Annotated in this window: 18 protein-coding genes; 17 read left to right on the top strand and 1 reads right to left on the bottom strand. The window is 57.2% G+C overall.

Going from position 1 to position 17,779, the window contains the following annotated elements:
* The first annotated feature begins 4 nt into the window (after positions 1-4).
* From I6I94_RS00510 to nusB, 13 genes are all read left to right on the top strand, one after another.
* A complete protein-coding gene (locus I6I94_RS00510) occupies positions 5-652 on the top strand; it encodes a hypothetical protein (protein ID WP_201620748.1) in 648 nt (215 codons plus the stop codon).
* 259 nt (positions 653-911) lie between these two features.
* A complete protein-coding gene (gene rpsD, locus I6I94_RS00515; protein ID WP_037233535.1) occupies positions 912-1,544 on the top strand; it encodes a 30S ribosomal protein S4 in 633 nt (210 codons plus the stop codon).
* Between the two features lie 298 nt (positions 1,545-1,842).
* On the top strand, positions 1,843-2,250 hold the full coding sequence (locus I6I94_RS00520) for a DUF948 domain-containing protein (protein ID WP_006887336.1): 408 nt from the start codon (positions 1,843-1,845) through the stop codon (positions 2,248-2,250).
* Complete coding sequence (locus tag I6I94_RS00525; RefSeq protein WP_006887176.1) at positions 2,250-2,729, top strand: hypothetical protein; 480 nt, start codon at positions 2,250-2,252, stop codon at positions 2,727-2,729. The genes I6I94_RS00520 and I6I94_RS00525 overlap by 1 nt, the downstream gene beginning before the upstream one ends.
* Positions 2,730-2,832: 103 nt before the next feature.
* On the top strand, positions 2,833-5,514 hold the full coding sequence (gene alaS, locus I6I94_RS00530; RefSeq protein ID WP_128087811.1) for an alanine--tRNA ligase: 2,682 nt from the start codon (positions 2,833-2,835) through the stop codon (positions 5,512-5,514).
* Between the two features lie 6 nt (positions 5,515-5,520).
* Positions 5,521-6,081 carry a Holliday junction resolvase RuvX gene (gene ruvX / locus I6I94_RS00535; protein WP_128087810.1) on the top strand — a complete coding sequence of 187 codons (561 nt, stop codon included), beginning with the start codon at positions 5,521-5,523 and terminating at the stop codon, positions 6,079-6,081.
* Positions 6,078-7,298: an endolytic transglycosylase MltG gene (mltG, locus tag I6I94_RS00540; RefSeq protein ID WP_023133020.1), complete on the top strand. Its 1,221-nt coding sequence runs from the start codon at positions 6,078-6,080 to the stop codon at positions 7,296-7,298. The genes ruvX and mltG overlap by 4 nt, the downstream gene beginning before the upstream one ends.
* 192 nt (positions 7,299-7,490) lie before the next feature.
* Positions 7,491-8,417 carry a shikimate dehydrogenase family protein gene (locus I6I94_RS00545; protein ID WP_094757831.1) on the top strand — a complete coding sequence of 309 codons (927 nt, stop codon included), beginning with the start codon at positions 7,491-7,493 and terminating at the stop codon, positions 8,415-8,417.
* Between the two features lie 90 nt (positions 8,418-8,507).
* Positions 8,508-9,725, top strand: coding sequence for a chorismate synthase (gene aroC / locus I6I94_RS00550; protein ID WP_037233519.1), 1,218 nt, complete (start codon positions 8,508-8,510; stop codon positions 9,723-9,725).
* The gene (locus I6I94_RS00555; protein WP_236588884.1) at positions 9,713-10,828 is read left to right on the top strand and encodes a shikimate kinase; all 1,116 of its coding nucleotides are present in this window, start codon (positions 9,713-9,715) and stop codon (positions 10,826-10,828) included. The genes aroC and I6I94_RS00555 overlap by 13 nt, the downstream gene beginning before the upstream one ends.
* Complete coding sequence (gene aroB / locus I6I94_RS00560; RefSeq protein WP_128087809.1) at positions 10,815-11,942, top strand: 3-dehydroquinate synthase; 1,128 nt, start codon at positions 10,815-10,817, stop codon at positions 11,940-11,942. The genes I6I94_RS00555 and aroB overlap by 14 nt, the downstream gene beginning before the upstream one ends.
* A 116-nt stretch (positions 11,943-12,058) precedes the next feature.
* Positions 12,059-12,622 carry an elongation factor P gene (efp, locus tag I6I94_RS00565; RefSeq protein ID WP_006887304.1) on the top strand — a complete coding sequence of 188 codons (564 nt, stop codon included), beginning with the start codon at positions 12,059-12,061 and terminating at the stop codon, positions 12,620-12,622.
* A complete protein-coding gene (gene nusB / locus I6I94_RS00570) occupies positions 12,622-13,032 on the top strand; it encodes a transcription antitermination factor NusB (RefSeq protein ID WP_006887232.1) in 411 nt (136 codons plus the stop codon). The genes efp and nusB overlap by 1 nt, the downstream gene beginning before the upstream one ends.
* Positions 13,033-13,094: 62 nt before the next feature.
* Here the strand turns inward: nusB and I6I94_RS00575 are convergent, their stop codons facing one another.
* On the bottom strand, positions 13,095-13,940 hold the full coding sequence (locus I6I94_RS00575; protein ID WP_128087808.1) for a hypothetical protein: 846 nt from the start codon (positions 13,938-13,940) through the stop codon (positions 13,095-13,097).
* 187 nt (positions 13,941-14,127) lie between these two features.
* Between I6I94_RS00575 and pyrR the strand changes: the two genes are divergently transcribed.
* The 4 genes from pyrR to I6I94_RS00595 all read left to right on the top strand — a co-directional run bounded on the left by pyrR (position 14,128) and on the right by I6I94_RS00595 (position 17,676).
* Positions 14,128-14,742, top strand: coding sequence for a bifunctional pyr operon transcriptional regulator/uracil phosphoribosyltransferase PyrR (pyrR, locus tag I6I94_RS00580; protein ID WP_128087807.1), 615 nt, complete (start codon positions 14,128-14,130; stop codon positions 14,740-14,742).
* Entirely contained in the window at positions 14,739-15,740 is a 1,002-nt protein-coding gene (locus tag I6I94_RS00585) for an aspartate carbamoyltransferase catalytic subunit (RefSeq protein WP_037234497.1), read from the top strand. The genes pyrR and I6I94_RS00585 overlap by 4 nt, the downstream gene beginning before the upstream one ends.
* Before the next feature lie 24 nt (positions 15,741-15,764).
* Complete coding sequence (locus I6I94_RS00590) at positions 15,765-17,066, top strand: dihydroorotase (protein WP_128087806.1); 1,302 nt, start codon at positions 15,765-15,767, stop codon at positions 17,064-17,066.
* 64 nt (positions 17,067-17,130) lie between these two features.
* The gene (locus I6I94_RS00595) at positions 17,131-17,676 is read left to right on the top strand and encodes a PH-like domain-containing protein (RefSeq protein ID WP_128087805.1); all 546 of its coding nucleotides are present in this window, start codon (positions 17,131-17,133) and stop codon (positions 17,674-17,676) included.
* The last annotated feature ends 103 nt before the right edge of the window (positions 17,677-17,779 follow it).

The following is a 17,779-nucleotide window of genomic DNA, read 5'->3' on the forward strand; positions in this document are numbered from 1 at the left end:
ATGCATGAAACTGTCGCTGCCGCTACCCCCTGTTACCGCCTACGAGCTCATTAACGACTCTAATGGGGCCAGCATATGGGATGAATATCAAAATACTTATGCTGGGCGGAGAGCCTACTGTCTGGCCCACCGGCCAGCACTCTACTTTAGGGGCGAACCAGAGATACACCCGGCAGCTGGACTTCTCATAACGGTAAGCGACGGAACATATGAGGCGACCGTGGATCTTCTGCACCAGGAATATGTGGGGTGGCATATTACTAGCAGCCCTCTAAGGTATACGGCCACCGGTCAGGTATCCACATTAAAGGTGGTTTTTGGCCCGCACACTCATGTTTTTACCCCGTACTCGTTACTTCACCCCACGGCCCCCGACGGGTGGACTGTCTGGGGTGAGATGGTCGATCAGGAGCTACTCGCCCACAAGATACTCCATGTGGATGTGACAGATAATATGGTTGGGGTTTTCCGCAGCTTGCCGACCGTTATAGAGATGTTCAGCGTTCCCTTAGAAGAAATAGCACTATTCGTGTTCGATACTGGTCAGGATGATGGTTCTGCCTCGCTAACCCCAGAAGAGGTAACAGCTGAACTTCTTCACCCGAGCCCAGGTACGGCCGCCGCATTAAACAGGTACACATTTACGGTGTAGCTTTTGCTGTTGAGCCGGAACCGCACGCTAGATTAAACATGGTAATACCGGTACACTTGATGGGTCTGGCAATTTCTGTGACCGCATCCACCTGCAGCTATATCAGGTGCAGGCGTGCGCCAGAAATGTAGCACCGGGGTACTCTGCCCCGAGCTCTCCGCCCCACCACCTGGTGCGGGTAAACCGAGGAGGCCAGAACCAAACGATCAAAGGGGCCAGCTCGTAAAACAGTTGCGCCCCGCACTATGAAAGGTAGATTGTGGCTAAACACAACCGCACCCGCCGTACCGTGCGTCAGTCCCGTGCTTTGGGCATCGCACTGACCCCGAAGGCAGAAAAGTACCTTGAGCGCCGTCCTTACGGCCCCGGTCAGCACGGCCGCGCCCGCAAGAAGGCTGACTCCAACTACGCAACCCAGCTGAAGGAAAAGCAGCGTCTGCGCGCTCAGTACAACATCCGCGAGGCACAGATGCGCCGCGCATACCTTGAGGCAAAGCGTGTTGAGGGTCAGACCGGTAAGAACCTGGTTGAGCACCTCGAAACCCGTCTTGATGCCCTGGTTCTGCGTTCGGGCTTTGCTCGCACCATTGCGCAGGCTCGCCAGATGGTTGTACACCGCCACATTATGGTTGATGGTGTTCGCGTGGACCGCCCGTCGTTCCGCGTTAAGCCCGGCCAGCTGATCCACGTTCACCCGAAGTCCGAGAAGACCACCCCCTTCCAGGTGGCTGCTGCGGGCGAGAACCAGGCTGTTCTGCCCGAGGTTCCGGCATACTTGAACGTCGAAATTGAGAAGCTGCACGCGAAGCTTGAACGCGCCCCCAAGCGCGAGGAGATTCCCGTGGTCTGCGACGAGCAGCTGGTCGTTGAGTACTACTCACGCCTGGCATAATCTCGATATTTTTCGAGAGTCGGCCCGCGCCGTGGTTTATACCACGGGCGGGTCGTCCCGTTTTAAGCGAACCGGGCAATAAATTTTAGGGCGCGACTTATAGGTATCGATCCAGATAGAGCGCGTTAAGGCCGCCTTGGGCAGCCCGAAAAATCTACATGTGCACAGGGCGCAGGCGGACGAGGCGCCTAATTTCATTTAGAATAGGGAAGTGGCCGCACGTTCGGTTCCTTTACCGCGCACCTGCGGCCGCCTTGACCGCTAAGGGAGCACCCAACCAAGAAGAAACGAGGTATCTATGACCGGTGGAGACATCGCGGGTCTCATCGCCGCAGGGGTTTTCGCAATCCTGGTGGCCCTGTTAGCCGTACCAATTCTTCGTCTCACCAAGGTTTTCGATGAGCTCATTGTTACCATCCGCTCCCTCAACCAGAGCACCAATCCGCTCATTGAAGAAGTCACCAAAACGGTGGTAAGCACCAACGAGCAGCTGGAAAAGATGGACGACATCACCTCAAACGTTTCAGACGCTTCAGCGAACGTTTCGGCGCTGTCTTCTCTGGTGACCTCAACTGTGGGTCAGCCGCTCATTAAAGTTGCCTCGTTCTCGTACGGTGTGCGTCAAGCATTCCGCGGCGGCTCAACCAACGCCCAGAACCCGAAAACCCCCGGCCCCGAGAAACCTCAACAGGGTGGTGAAAACTAGTGGGTATTTTACGCTCAGCTCTACTTCTAGGTGCCGGCGCAGCTGTCGGCTACCTCGCCTCCAGGCGTGCCGCCTACGTCAAAGCAAACCCGTCCAGCGCCTCCCTCATTAAATACCAGTCCGGTGCGCTGGAGTTAAACCCGGAGTCTCAGATGGGAAAGTTTTTTGATTCATCCCTGGGTAAGCCGCTGCAGCCTTACGCCCTGCGGGCGGTTGAGTTCGCCGCACGGGTACGCCAAGGCATGCAGGAGAAAGAAGCCGAACTGCACGCCAAAGTTGAGCGGCAAAAACAGGACGCACGCCCCGGCTCTCTCGATCTGTGGGACCGGGATATGAGCCCGAATGAGGCGTCCGAGCTGCGTCGAGCCGTTGCCGAGCGTGAGCTCATTGAGGTTGAAAGCGAAATAGCCCACCTTGAGGAAGCGCGTCAAGCTCGCCTGCGCCGTGACCGGGAACTTGGTGAAGATTTCTTCAACTAAAAGCGTAATACTATTTCATGTCGTATGATGTAGTTAACGCGCTAACCAAAGATTTATTGTATACAAGACCTACTAAACACACGTATTCACTTCAGAGGAAAAAATGCTCTCACAGGAAATTTCAAAGCGCTGGGTTGATTTTTTTGCTAAACGCGGGCACACCGTGGTCCCCTCAACATCGCTTATCTCAAATGAACCCGGCGCTATGTTCACAATTGCGGGCATGGTTCCGTTTATCCCGTATTTTTTGGGACGTGAAACACCGCCGTTTAGCCGCGCAACCAGCGTCCAGAAGTGCATCCGAACCCTTGATATTGATGAGGTAGGCAAAACCGCCCGACACGGCACATTCTTCCAGATGGCCGGAAACTTCTCATTCGGCGACTACTTCAAAGAGCAGGCAATACCGTTCGCCTATGAACTACTCACCACCAGCCAGGACGAAGGCGGCTACGGCCTAGACCCTGAGCGGCTGTGGGTGACCATTTACGAAGGCGACGATCAGGCGTTTGACGTGTGGACCAAGATCGTTGGCTTCCCCGAAGAGCGTATCCAACGCATGGGGATGAAAGAGAACTACTGGTCAACCGGCCAGCCCGGGCCAGCGGGTCCGGACTCCGAGATTTTCTATGACCGCGGCCCGGCCTACGGTAAGGAAGGCGGCCCGGCTGTTGACGACGACCGCTACATTGAGATCTGGAACCTGGTGTTCATGCAGTACCAGCGTGGCGAAGGCACCGGCAAGGACGACTTCGAGATCCTGGGTGAACTCCCTCAGAAAAATATTGATACCGGCCTGGGCGTTGAGCGTCTTGCGATGCTGCTGCAGGGGGTCGAGAACTTCTATGAGACCGACCAGGTACGCCCGGTACTTGATGCGGCATCGAAACTATCCGGTAAAAAATATCATGGGTCTGAATCCCCCCAGGATGAAGGGTATGTTGACGATGTGCGGATGCGTGTGGTCGCTGACCATATCCGCTCTTCACTCATGCTCATCGCTGACGGGGTGACCCCTTCAAACGAAGGACGCGGCTATATTCTGCGTCGGCTCATGCGCCGTGCAATCCGTGCGATGCGCCTACTGGGTGTATCTGAACCGTGCCTGCCGGTTCTGTTCCCTGCCTCCCGCGATGCAATGGCCGGTGCATTCCCGTACGTCGCAGACGATTTTGAGCGTATTTCACGCATTGCCTACGCCGAAGAGAAAGCGTTCCTGCACACCATCGAAACAGGGACTGAGCGGCTGGAAGAAGCAGTGGCCAGCGCCAAGAAGAACGGCTCTAACTCCGTCTCCGGGGCTGAGGCGTTCACGCTCCACGACACCTACGGCTTCCCCATCGACCTCACCCTTGAAATGGCTGCTGAGGCCGGGGTGAAGGTGGACGAGAAGGCGTTCCGTGAGCTCATGACCCAGCAGCGGGAGCGCGCCCAGGCCGACGCTAAGGCCAAGAAAGGCGCATTCGCTGACCTGTCTGAACTGCGCAGGCTGCTGGATGAGCGCGGCTCCATCTTCACTGGTTACACTGAGCTGCGCACCGAGACGCAGCTGCGCGCAATCCTGGTGGACGGCGTTTCCGTGCCCGTAGCCAAGGCCGGGGATAAAGTTGAGGTTGTTCTTGACGAGACCCCGTTCTATGCTGAAGCCGGCGGGCAGGCTGCCGACACCGGCACCATTACCGGTGACGGTTTCGTCATTGATGTTCAGGACGTGCAGCAGCCGGTGAAGGGTCTGAGCGTGCACCGGGCGGTAATTCGTGAGGGTGAGGCCCACCCCGGTGTCCCGGTGGTGGCTCAGGTGGATGTGCAGCGCCGTAAGGACGGCGAGAAAGCACACTCCGGTACCCACATTATTCACGCCGCACTGCACCAGGTGCTGGGTAAAGAAGCCACCCAGCGTGGGTCGTTCAATAAGGAAGGCTACCTGCGTTTTGACTTCGCCTGGGGTGAGGGGCTGAGCGAATCCGCCAAGCGTGAGGTTGAGGAAGTATCGAACCGTGCGATCCGCGATAACTTTGAGGTGATCACCCGTGAAATGCCTCTGGCTGAGGCCAAGGCTATGGGGGCGATGAGCCTCTTCGGCGAAAAATACGGCGATACTGTGCGTGTGGTCGAGATCGGCGGCGAGTTCTCCCGCGAGCTCTGCGGCGGCACCCATGTGGGCTCTTCCGCAGAGGTTGGTTCGCTGTCCCTGCTCACCGAGCAGTCCGTCGGTTCGGGGAACCGTCGTGTTGAGGCGCTTGTCGGATTGGACTCCTTTAACCATTTGGCTGCTGAACGCACCCTCGTGAACCAGCTGACCAGCCTGCTTAAGGTGCAGTCCTCCGCTGAGCTGCCCGAAAAAATTAATCAGACCCTCACCAAGCTGAAGTCCGCCGAAAAGGAGCTTGAGAAGCTGCGGCGCGAAAAGCTTCAGGCTGAGGCTGCGAAGCTTATTGAGACCGCTCAGACTATCGGTCAGGTGCGTGTGCTTGCGCATCACGCCGGGGAGCTGGATGCTAACGGGGTGCGTTCACTGGCGCTGGATCTGCGTTCCCGCTTCGGTTCTGAGCCCGCCGTGGTTGCGGTGACCGGTGTTGCGAATAACCGCCCGGTAGTTATTGTTGCCACCAATGAGGGTGCCCGTGAGGCCGGGGTGAAAGCTGGTGCGCTGGTGCGTGTTGCTGCCGGTGTTCTTGGCGGCGGCGGCGGCGGTAAAGACGATATTGCCCAGGGCGGTGGTCAGGATGCTACGAAGGTAAACGAGGCGTTGGACACGATCCGCACCACGATTGCGCAGGCATAGATTCAGATGAGCGGTTTTCAGCCAGGAGTGCGGATGGGTGTCGATGTGGGCAATGCCCGTGTCGGCACCGCCCTGAGCGACCCGGATGGTATTCTTGCCACCCCGCTCAAGACGCTCCGCCGAGATCATAAAAAGAATTCTGATCGTCGCGTATTGCGTAAACTCGCGGAGGTTAATGATGTAGTTGAGATTTTTGTTGGACTGCCCAAAACCATGCGCGGTGGCGAGTCCGCATCAACTGTTATGGCGAAAGAATATGCAGAAAATTTGCGGTCTGAACTTGATGCAGAGGGCAGGGAGCATATACATATATGGCTGGTTGATGAGAGGCTAACCACGGTGAGCGCGCAGCGCTCGTTGCATGAGGCAGGCGTTTCGTCCCGTGATTTCAAGGCTATAGTGGATCAGGCTGCTGCGGTTAACATTTTGCAGTATTGCTTAGACACTCTGAAGTCAGGGTATGCTATAGCCGGGTATAAACTGAGCAGTCCAGCCTACGAAGAAGCCCACTCTGAGGAATGCCCCTTAGACGGCAAGCCCGTCAACGAAACGGAGACCCTTCAGTGACCGAAGATTCGAAAAAGCGGGTAAACCGCACACCTAAGAATAAACAGCCCCGCAAAACGGGCTTAAGAGATCTGCTGTCCCCAAGCTACGAGGAGGCACGCGCCGGTATTCGGGGCATCACCTTGGAGCAGGAAGTGGTGAGCGTTGAGGAGCTGAAGGCTCGTAAGCGCCGCCGCACCGCCATCATGGGGGTCGCAACGATCATTTTCTTGGTGACGGTAATTGTTCTGTCGTCGCTGCTTATCGCCCGTTTGGATCCGTTTAAAAAACGTGACTTCGCCGGTGACGGAAACGGCACCGCTGTCACGTTCGTTATTGAACAGGGCGAAACCCCGCAGCAGATTGCCGAGTCTCTTCAGCAGCAGGGCATTATTGCTGACGCTGATAAGTTTGTGGAAGTGTACCAGTCTGAAAGCAAGGGTAAGTTCCTGGTGCCGGGCCGGTACGACCTGCAGAAAGAGATGAGCAGTTCGGCTGTTGTGTCCACGCTGATTGGCGCCACCAGCAATGTTATCTACTTTGCTGTGCCGCAGGGTAAGCGTGTGGGGGAGACCCTGGACATTATTGCTAAGCAGGGTGAGCTGAATCGTAGTGAGCTTGAAGAAGCTGTTAAGAACTACGAGCAGTACGGCGTGCCCAGTAATTTCCCCTCGATTGAAGGCTGGCTGCACCCGGGTGAGTACCGTTTCCCGAAGGGAACGGACACTAAGAAGATGATTCAGGCCATGGTCGATAAGACTAAGGAAGACTTGAAGTCTGTGGGTGTCACCACCGATAAGCGTGCCTTTGAGGTTCTGACGAAGGCTTCCATTGTGGAGCTGGAGGCTCAGCCGAAGGACTACAACGCGGTTGCTGGTATTATCGAGAACCGTCTGAGCCACACGGATGGGGAGACGAGCGGGCTGATCCAGTCGGATGCGACGGTCACCTACGGGCTGGGTATCCGCTCATACCACCTGACGGAGGAGCAGAAGGCCGATAAGGGCAATAAGTACAACACGTACGCGCATCAGGGTCTTCCTGCCGGCCCGATTGATTCGCCGACTTTGGCGTCTATTCGGGCAACCGCAAGCCCCGAGAAGAACCCGTACTACTACTGGGTGACGGTGGACCTTGACTCGGGTGAGACGAAGTACTCGAAGACCTATGAGGAACACCAGCGGTACGTTGAAGAGTACAACCAGTGGTGCTCGAACCATAAGGGCCGCTGTAGCTAGGTTCTGAAGGCCTCGCGTTTGGGCCTGCGGCGGGTGCTGTTTCCACTGTGGTGGAGGCGGCACCCGCTTTTTGCTGCCCTGTGGTTGTTGTGTCCCAGCTATAGAAACGGGCTTATCTTCCACTAAAATGGAGGTGCACCCCGCGCAGATCAGGGGTGTTCAGGCGGGAGAACGTGGAGAGGCGCAGTTTACGTGAAACAAGAACCGTACCGGGAAGCCCCTTACGCGCGTCGAGCCTACGTGTTGGGGCACCCTATTGGGCATTCTCTCTCACCCGCCCTGCACCGTGCGGCTTACCGCTATGTGGGCGATGATGACCTTGAATATCAGCGCCGGGACACCGTCCGTGAGGATCTTCCCGGGATTTTTACTGAGGTCAATCACCCCGCTGGCACGCCCGAGGCTCCTTACATTGCTGGGTTGTCGGTGACAATGCCGCTCAAAACTGCCGTGATTGAGTACTGTGACGAGCTGACGGAGTTGGCGCGTATCACCGGGGCGGTGAATACGGTGTACGTCAACGGGTTGAAAGTTATTGGGCATAACACTGACGTGGCTGGTATTGTGAACGCTCTGCTTCAGGCTGGGCTTGACCCCGCTCCACAACGTGAGCGGCCCGCGGTTGTGGGTGGGGGAGCGACGGCCATTTCGGCGCTGACAGCCCTGCACCGGCTGGGGTACGGTGGTGTGGATCTGTATGCGCGTTCTTTGCATAAACTCGCCGATGTGCACACGGTGGCCGACCGCTTGGGGGTTCAGGTGGCCCCTCAGCCTTTGGCGCAGTTCCCGGCTGCAGCATCGGCTTATAACCCCGTCATCTCGACTTTACCCGCACACGCGGCAGATGCGTGGGCGCAGGATATGGGAGAGCTTACTGCGGGTTCCCTCCTGCTTGATGTTGCCTACGACCCGTGGCCTTCACTGCTTGCCAGCGAGTGGGAAAAACGCGGTGGTACGGTGGTTTCCGGTTTGGAGATGCTTCTCTACCAGGCTGTGGAGCAGGTTCTTATTTTCACGCGGCGCACCCCAAACGATACGGAGAAACTTGGGATGCTGAACGCCATGTGCGCCGCCGTGGGGCTTGCCCCGCGTGAACATCTGCCGCAGACATTCGTCTAATACCCGTTCGACTTTATACACTTAAAGCACTAATAGTTATGCCGCGCACCTCAACACACCGGTGCGGGTGATTGAAAAGAGGTAAACCTTATGGCTCTGCGCTGGCTCACCGCCGGAGAATCTCATGGTGAGGCGCTCGTCGGCATTATTGAGGGCGTTCCTGCCGGTGTTGAACTGACGAGCGAGATGGTGCGTGACGCGTTAGCTCGCCGTCGCCTTGGTTACGGGCGTGGTGCCCGCATGAAATTTGAGGAAGATAAGGTGCGTATCCTCGGTGGGGTGCGCCACGGGGTGACGCAGGGCGGCCCGATCGCCCTCGAAATCGCCAACACCGAGTGGCCTAAGTGGGTTGATGTGATGAGCTCAGACCCGGTGGATCCGGCCCTCATCGAGGGGCGGGCACGTAACGCAGCGCTCACCCGCCCCCGCCCTGGGCACGCAGATTTTACGGGCATGCAGAAATACAACTTTGCTGAGGCCCGCCCGGTGCTTGAGCGCGCCTCAGCACGGGAGACCGCAGCCCGCGTGGCGTTGGGGGTTGTTGCGGCGCAGGTGCTTAAAGCGTTGGGGGTTGAGCTGGTCTCGCATACTGTCGCTGTTGGCGGCGTGCACGCCCCCGACGGGGCGCCTGTTCCCACCCCAAACAATGTGCAGAGCCTTGATGCTGACCCGCTTCGTTGTTTTGACGCCGCAACATCGCAGGCCATGGTGGCGCGTGTTGATGAGGCGCATAAGGATGGTGAGACTCTCGGCGGTGTGGTTGAGGTACTCGCGTACGGTATGCCTCCCGGGTTAGGGTCGTATGTGCACTGGGATCGTCGTTTGGATGCGCGTCTTGCTGCTGCCCTCATGGGTATTCAGGCGATTAAAGGTGTTGAGGTGGGCGATGGTTTTGCAACCGCCGACCGCCCCGGTACTGCTGCCCACGATGAGATCTCGGTGGGGGAGCACGGGGTGAAGCGGGATACGAACCGGGCAGGCGGCATTGAGGGCGGTATGAGCATTGGCGATCTGCTGCGGGTTCGTGCGGCCATGAAACCGATCGCAACCGTACCGAAGGCCCTCAAGACCATCGACACCTCCACAGGCGAGCCTGCGACAGCGCACCATCAGCGTTCAGATGTATGTGCCGTGCCCGCTGCGGGGGTGGTTGCTGAGGCAATGGTTGCGCTTGTGCTGGCGCAGGCGGCACTTGAGAAGTTCGGCGGCGATTCCATGGGCGAAACCCGCCGCAATATGGACGCTTATTTGGCTGCCATTCCCGAGTCATTGGCGTGGGAGTCTAATGTGGCCGGATGGGACGCATAGCCGTGTCTGAGCGCGAGCAGAACACCCCCGCGAAGAGTGGCTTCGCGGGGGGCTCTGCCGCATCTTCTGCCACGGCGCGGGTTATTCCTTCCAGCCCGTTAGCGCGTATTGCAGCGGCAACACAGAAGCAGCCGCAGCCTCCTGAGCCGCACCACCAGGTTCAGCAGGTGCAGGAAGAAGCCCCATCCGCAGTGCCCCGGCCGGGTTCCTGGCTAAACCGTGGCTTCTCTCAGGCCGCAGAGAACCCGGCAGACTCTTCACCCGCTGGCGGTGAGGAAAAAACCTCAGCTGAGAACGCTCCCGCCCAGGAAACTGGGGCGGCATCCGCTAAGACACCCCCCACTGTTGCGCAGACACCCAAGACCGCTCCTTCGTTCGCGGCTATTGCGGCGCGTGTCGCTGCGGCTTCTCGGCAGAAACCGGAACCAGCCGTGAACAGCGCACAACCGGCTCTTTCCGAGGAACAAGCGCACAAAACCCCCGGTGTGGAGCACAAAGATGCTGACGGGATGATCCACCCTCAGCAGGTGCGCGAAATGCAGGAAAGTTTCGCTGAAATGACCAGGCCAATTGTGCTTATTGGACCTATGGCTGCCGGGAAAACCTATATTGGCACGCACCTGGCGCGGTTTTACGGATACGAATTTTTAGATGCCGACCAGCTGATTGTGGAGCGTTACGGGGAGGTCTCCGAGATTTTCGAGATTTTCGGTGAGGCACATTTTCGGGAGCTAGAGGTGAAGGTTATTGAGGAGGTTCTCACCTCCCCGGCATACCGTAATACCGTATTTTCTTTAGGCGGCGGGGCACCCATGACCGACGCCGTGGCGCAGCTGCTGCGCGGGCAAAACGTGGTATATATTCTGGTGGACGCCCCAACCGTTGAGCCGCGCATTACCGGTTCAAAAACCCGCCCGCTGCTGCAGCCTAACCCCGTGCAGCGGTGGAGTGAGATTTTTGAGCACCGCCGGGAACGCTATGAGTCGTTGGCGACGTACACGCTTGATGCGCGCGGCGCTCGGCCTATTGGGGTGATGGCGGCAGAAATCCAGAGTTTTGTTCTTGCATCTCGAAAGGAAAACCTTAAACATGACCGAGGCTAACACTGCTGCTTTCGGAGCTTCAGGTGGGCAAGATATCACCTACATTTCGGTGACCGGCAACGCACCCCGCGAGAACTATGACGTGCTGGTGGGGCACAATCTGCTGAGCAAAATCCCGGAGATTCTGGGAAATCAGGCGAAGAAAATCCTGGTGATTCATCCCCGGGCGCTGCGTTCCACCGGGGAGCTTGTGATGGAGGATCTGCGGAAGGTCGGGTACCAGTCGTTTAGCGCCGAAATTCCGGATGCGGAGGAGGCAAAACACCACCAGGTGGCGGCATTCTGCTGGCAAGTTTTAGGGCAGAACGATTTTACGCGTACCGATGCGATTATTTCGGTGGGCGGCGGGGCTATTACCGATGTTGCCGGGTTCGTGGCGGCAACCTGGCTGCGGGGTGTGCGGGTGATTCATATTCCGACCACGCTGCTGGGTATGGTGGATGCGGCCGTGGGCGGGAAAACAGGCATTAATACTGCCGAAGGTAAGAACCTGGTGGGCGCTTTTTGGCCGCCGGCCGCTGTGCTGTGTGAGATTGGGACGTTACGGACCCTACCTGAGCATGAGCTGCTCACAGGCATGGCTGAGGTGGTGAAATGCGGTTTTATCGCTGACCCGCAGATTCTCGACATTATTGAGGGTAACCCTGAGAAGATCCGTGATTCACAGTCTGCGGTAGTGCGGGAACTGATAGAGCGCGCAATCCGGGTGAAAGCCGAGGTTGTTTCTGAGGATCTACGTGAATCTGGTCGGCGAGAAATACTCAACTATGGGCATACGCTGGGACACGCGGTTGAGCATGCAGAACGGTACCAGTGGCGTCACGGCGCAGCGGTTGCGGTGGGTATGGTATTCGCGGCGGAGCTGTCGCTTGCGGCCGGGTACGCGGATGAGGCCCTCGTGGACCGTACCCGCAGTATTCTCACGTCACTGGATTTGCCGGTTTCGTACCGTGGGGACCGGTGGAAGGATCTGTTGGATACGATGCGGCGTGATAAGAAGTCGCGTGGGGCGATCCTGCGGTTTATTGTGTTGGAGGGACTGGCAAGGCCGCGAGTGTATGAGGTTCCTGACGAGTCGATTCTGTACATGACGTACCAGGAGATCGCCGAATAACGCCGCAGTGGGCATATCTGGTGTAGACTGGATGGCGGTATATTTTGCTCATTGATAATTTAGCGCCCGGGCGGGAACTCCCGTGTGGGTGTCGACGACATGAAGGAGAGCCCCTTTTGGCTACTACCACTGACATTAAGAACGGCGCAGTCCTAAAGATCGACGGTAACCTGTGGTCCGTTGTTGAGTTCCAGCATGTGAAGCCCGGTAAGGGCGGTGCGTTCGTTCGCACTAAGCTCCGTAATATTACCTCCGGCAAGGTCGTTGACCGCACCTTTAACGCTGGCGCTAAGATTGAGACCGCTACCGTGGACCGTTCCGACTACCAGTACCTGTACCAGGATGGTGAGGACTATGTGTTCATGGACATGAAGACGTACGACCAGATTAATGTGCCCGCCACAGTGGTGGGGGATGCCGCGAACTACATGTTGGAGTCCCAGACCGCTACTATCGCCATGAACGAGGGAAACCCGCTGTACATTGAGCTTCCCGCTTCGGTGGTGCTTGAGATTACCTACACGGAGCCGGGTTTGCAGGGTGACCGTTCCACCGGTGGCACGAAGCCTGCCACGGTTGAAACCGGCTACGAAATCCAGGTTCCTCTGTTCCTTGAGACCGGCACCAAGATCAAGGTTGATACACGCACCGGCGACTATCTTGGCCGCGTGAACGACTAATGAATTCCCGTACGAAAGCCCGGCTGCGCGCCGTCGAATCTCTGTTTGAGGCGGATCAGCGTGGGGAGGACCCGGTGGAGGTTCTGCAACGCCGCCGCCTGCACACCGCAGCGCAGATTTCGTCGTACTCTGAGCAGATTGTGCGAGGGGTGCGTGATAGGCGTGAAGAGCTGAACGAGTATCTGAACACGTATGCTCGGGACTGGTCGCTGGAGCGTATGCCCGCAACTGACCGGGTGGTGCTTCTGATTGGCGCCTGGGAGCTGCTGTTTAATGATGATATTCCCGATGCGGTGGCTATTTCTGAGGCAACCGGTTTGGCGCGTGTGCTCTCAACAAATGATTCGCCGAAGTTTGTGAACGGCCTGCTTGATAAGCTGCGCAGGGTCAAACCAACCTTACTGGCGTAACTCTTGACTCGCTGAGGTTCTGATGGCTGAAAACTCTAAGTTTTCAGCCATCAGAACCTCATTTATTTACCCGTGAACCCAAGGGTCGCCTTTGCTGTTTCAGCTTCGGCAGCTGCTTCTTCACGGCTCATGTTCTGGGTGCGGTGCATGACCTCCAGGTTGGTGCGTGCCAGGTTTTTCGCCTGTTCCACCCGGAGCATGAATTCTAGCCAGTCATTGGACCGCATCATGTGCAGCACCGTTGCTGCGTCACGTTCTGCGGTGGGGTTCACCCAGCGACCGGTCTGGACGCGCACCGCCAGCATGGAGCACAGATACCGGCAGTCTTGTACCGCGGGATTGAGGCAGAATGTTTCATCATTAATGGTGGTAATTTTTAGGGTGCTCGCAAAACCGTCGTAGGTGAAAACGTATGAGTCTATTGCTGCGTAGAGGGTGGTTTTTATGCCGTCACCAAGCTCGGAATAGGTAAATTCATACAGCTCAAAGCTCACGTAGGACCGGCGGTAGTACCAGATGGCCCACGCCGTTAGCAGCACCAGGACGCCCCAGAAAACCATGAGGAAAATCGTGTAATCTGATGCGATCCACAGTAGGATGCACAGGATGGTGAGGACGCCCAGCAGGATTGCCGCTAGTACCGAGAGGTATGAGTCACGCTGCACTTTGGTAATTGTTTGTTGAATGCTTTCCGTCGCGGAGGGGGTGTACAGTGCGGTGAGAGCGCGGGTTCTGCGCCGGTTACGTCGTTTGTGGAAGCGGCTGGCTACCCATCTAATGGGTGCCTTAATAAGAAGCTCTAGAAGGAATTCGACGAATACTTCAAGGATCACGCTGATAATCATGCGTGCCACCACCGCGAGAGCTTTAAAGATGGCAGCAAACAGCGGTTCTAGGAGACTATCCACGGGGCGCCTTTCGTCAAGGAATGCATTTACAGCTTACTAAATACCCTGAGGTTGTCTATGCAGAGCCGGTATTGGTTAGCTGCGGTGCGCCCGGCAGAAGAACCTAATCGGGCGGTGGGAGTGTGGTAGGCTGTACTGAGGCAAGAAACCTTTAAATCCGTCCCGTGAGGCGGGGAAGGAGTCGGCTATGAACGGGACAGGTGTACCCGCTGGCAGTAGCGCGCATAATACGTCCAATGTTGGGCGTACTATCCTTAACGACGATGAGATCCGTCGCGCTCTGACACGTATTGCTTTTGAAATTCTTGAGTCCAATAAAGGCACCGATCACCTGGTGCTTATAGGTATTCGCTCTCGCGGCTACCCCTTGGCACGGCGCCTGGCGCAGCGCATCCAGGCCAATGACTCAAATTTTGATCTCGAAGATGGCTTGGGCGCCCTTGATATTACCCCGTACCGTGATGACCTCACCGATGAGGAATACGAAAACCGCAGCGCGGGGGAGTCCCTGATCCCGGCGGGTGGTCTCGACGGCAAACATGTGGTTCTTGTTGATGATGTTCTGTACTCTGGTCGCACCGTCCGAGCCGCTTTGGATGCTCTTAACGAATACGGGCGTCCGGCCCTGGTGCGTCTTGCCGTGTTGGTGGATCGCGGGCACCGGCAACTCCCAATTCGCGCCGACCACGTGGGGAAGAACCTTCCAACCAGTGCCGCTGAGAAGGTTCGCGTGGTGCTTGAAGAAACGGATCACGCCACAGACCGCGTTGATATTATTCAGCTGGAAGGACAGCTTTCATGAAACATCTGCTTGACACCCGCGATCTCACACGAACTCAGGCCATCGAAATTCTCGATGTTGCTGACTATATGGCACAGGTTAAGGCAGAAAACCGGAAGCTCAATGTGCTCGCCGGTAAGACTGTAGTCAATCTTTTCTTTGAAGATTCAACACGTACCAGGCTGTCCTTTGAATCCGCCGAGAAACGTCTGGGCGCCGATATTACCAATTTTGCGGCGCGTGGTTCATCGGTTTCTAAAGGAGAATCTCTCAAAGACACTGCTCAGACTCTCAAAGCGATTAGTGCGGATGCCTTCGTGATTCGTCATTCAGCCTCGGGTGCTCCGCAGCGTCTTGCCGAGGCCGGGTGGACCGATATTCCCGTGCTGAACGCGGGGGACGGTACGCATGCGCATCCAACGCAGGCTCTTTTGGATGCGGTTTCGCTGCGCCAGTTCAAGGCCCAGCGTGATGGTCTGGACTCGCCGCGAGGAACCGATTTAAGCGGTATGCGCGTGCTGATTGTGGGGGATATTCTGCACTCTCGGGTGGCGCGGTCGAATCTGTGGCTGCTGAAAAACCTGGGGGCCGATGTCGCTTTTGTGGCTCCACCCACGCTGCTGCCGGTGCATACCGAGCGGTGGAAGCAGGATTGGGGACTTGAGGTTTTCCACGATTTCGATGACGCAATCGCCACAAAACCTGACGCGGTGATGATGCTGCGCATTCAAAAAGAGCGTATGAACGCCGCCTATTTTCCCTCAGCAGAGGAATATACCGCCCTGTGGGGACTCACCAAAGAACGTTTCGAGAATCTGCTGGCGCAGCCTCAGGAAGTCGCAATTCTGCATCCCGGCCCCATGAACCGCGGGCTGGAGCTGTGTGCCGAAGCCGCTGATTCTCAGAACGCTTGGGTGCTGCGCCAGGTCAGTAACGGCGTGGCGGTTCGCATGGCGGTGCTGTACCTGCTCTTGACCGACGGGTCAAGCGAGAAATTATACTCCGGCGACGAATCCTAACGCTATCCGAAAGAAGGAATATACATGAGCACGTACCTTATTAAAGGCGCCTCCCTACTGGGTGAGCGCGTTGCCGATATCCTGATTGAGGACGGCAAAATTGCACGTATCGGCCAGGATTTAGAGACCGCAGACGCCCAGGTCGTTGATGCCTCCGGTCAGATTGCACTTCCGGGTCTGGTCGATATTCATACTCACCTGCGCCAGCCCGGATATGAGGCTTCTGAAACCGTTGAGACCGGTACTCGCGCGGCGGCTTTAGGCGGCTACACGGCTGTTTTTGCGATGGCGAACTCGCTTCCCGTTGCAGATACCGCAGCCGTAGTTGAGCAGGTTGACCGGCTGGGTAAAGAGTCCGGTTGGTGCCGTGTGCAGCCTATCGGCTCGGTGACCGTTGGGCTGAAAGGTGAATTCCTCTCAGACATTGGTTCTATGGCGACCTCTGAGGCGAAGGTTCGTGTGTTCTCGGATGACGGCATGTGCGTTTACGATCCGGCGATTATGCGCCGCGCCCTTGAATATGTAAAGACTTTTGACGGTGTGATCGCCCAGCACGCGCAGGAGCCCCGCCTCACTGAGGGCGCTCAGATGAACGAGGGCAAGGTTTCCGCCGATCTGGGGCTTACCGGCTGGCCCGCTGTGGCGGAAGAAGCTATTATCGCCCGCGATGTTCTGCTGGCTGAGCATTTGAACTCGCGTCTGCATATTTGCCACCTCTCGACTAAAGGCTCGGTCGAGGTTGTGCGCTGGGCTAAGTCTCGCGGCGTGCAGGTGACCGCCGAGGTTACCCCGCACCACCTGATTCTGACCGATGAAAAGGCGCGCACCTACGATCCGATTTTTAAGGTGAACCCGCCGTTACGCACCGAAGAGGATGTGCTTGCGCTGCGTCAGGCTGTTGCCGACGGCATTATTGATGTTATTGGTACCGACCACGCACCGCATCCGGCAGAAAGCAAAGAATGCGAGTGGGCGTGTGCTGCAAATGGTATGACCGGTCTTGAGCAGGCTCTCTCGATTATTCAGATGACCCTTGTGGAGCCGGGGCATATTACCTGGGCCGATGTGGCACGGATTATGAGCGAAACTCCGGCGAAAATTGGCAGCCTGGATGCTGAGCAGGGCCGTCCGCTTGCCGAAGGTGAACCAGCAAATATCGTGTTGGTTGATCCGAAGGCTACCCGTGTGATTAAGCCTGAGGAGCAGGCTACGAAGGGCAAGAACAACCCGTATCGCGGGATGGAGGTTCCCGGTGCCGTGCGCGCAACCTTCTATGCGGGGCATCCGACCGTTTTGAACGGCGAGCTTGCAAGCCCGCGCCGGTAGGTTTGAACGTTCGCACTATATTCGGGGCAAAACCACCACAGTACACCGAGAAGAAAGAAGAACCGTGGAAAAACTCATTCCCACCCTCATCTGCGTTGCCGTGGTGGCGCTGTGCTTCTTCGGTATTTGGCGCGGCTGGAAATCCCGGCTCAAGCGGCAGTCCACAATGTTCGGTTCGCTCAAAGACGTCCCCGAACGCTACGACGGGCTTGAAGCCGATGCGGCGTTCGAGGGGGAGTATGTGAGCACTACGATGTTCGGTGACGCACTGAACCGTGTGGGGTTCGACCAGCTGGGGTTCAAAACAAAATCCACGCTCCTGATCTACTCGGACGGCATTATTTTCACCCGCAATGGTGCTAAAGACCTGTGGATTCCCGCGAAGAAACTTGCGGTGATTACTACAGGCCAGGGTATTGCGGGCAAAGTGGTTGAGCGTGACGGGCTGCTGCTGATTGGGTGGACGCTTGATGGGCACCGCGTGCAAACCGGGTTCCGCACCCGCTACGCCAGCCAGAAGGCAGAGGCGCTTGCACGGCTGCGTGGGATCGCCCCGGAAGCCGTTGATACGTTGGCGGGCTGGTCAGCCGCTAAGGATAGTGTTTCGTAAGGGCCCGCGTTCACCCACCACACGCATATACAATCAAAAGAATAAATATTCCCCTGTGGCGCCAGTGCAGAACCAGCGGGGGAGTCCACGAGAATAAGAGGAA

The organism is Rothia aeria (assembly GCF_016726365.1).
Lineage (GTDB): Bacteria > Actinomycetota > Actinomycetes > Actinomycetales > Micrococcaceae > Rothia > Rothia aeria.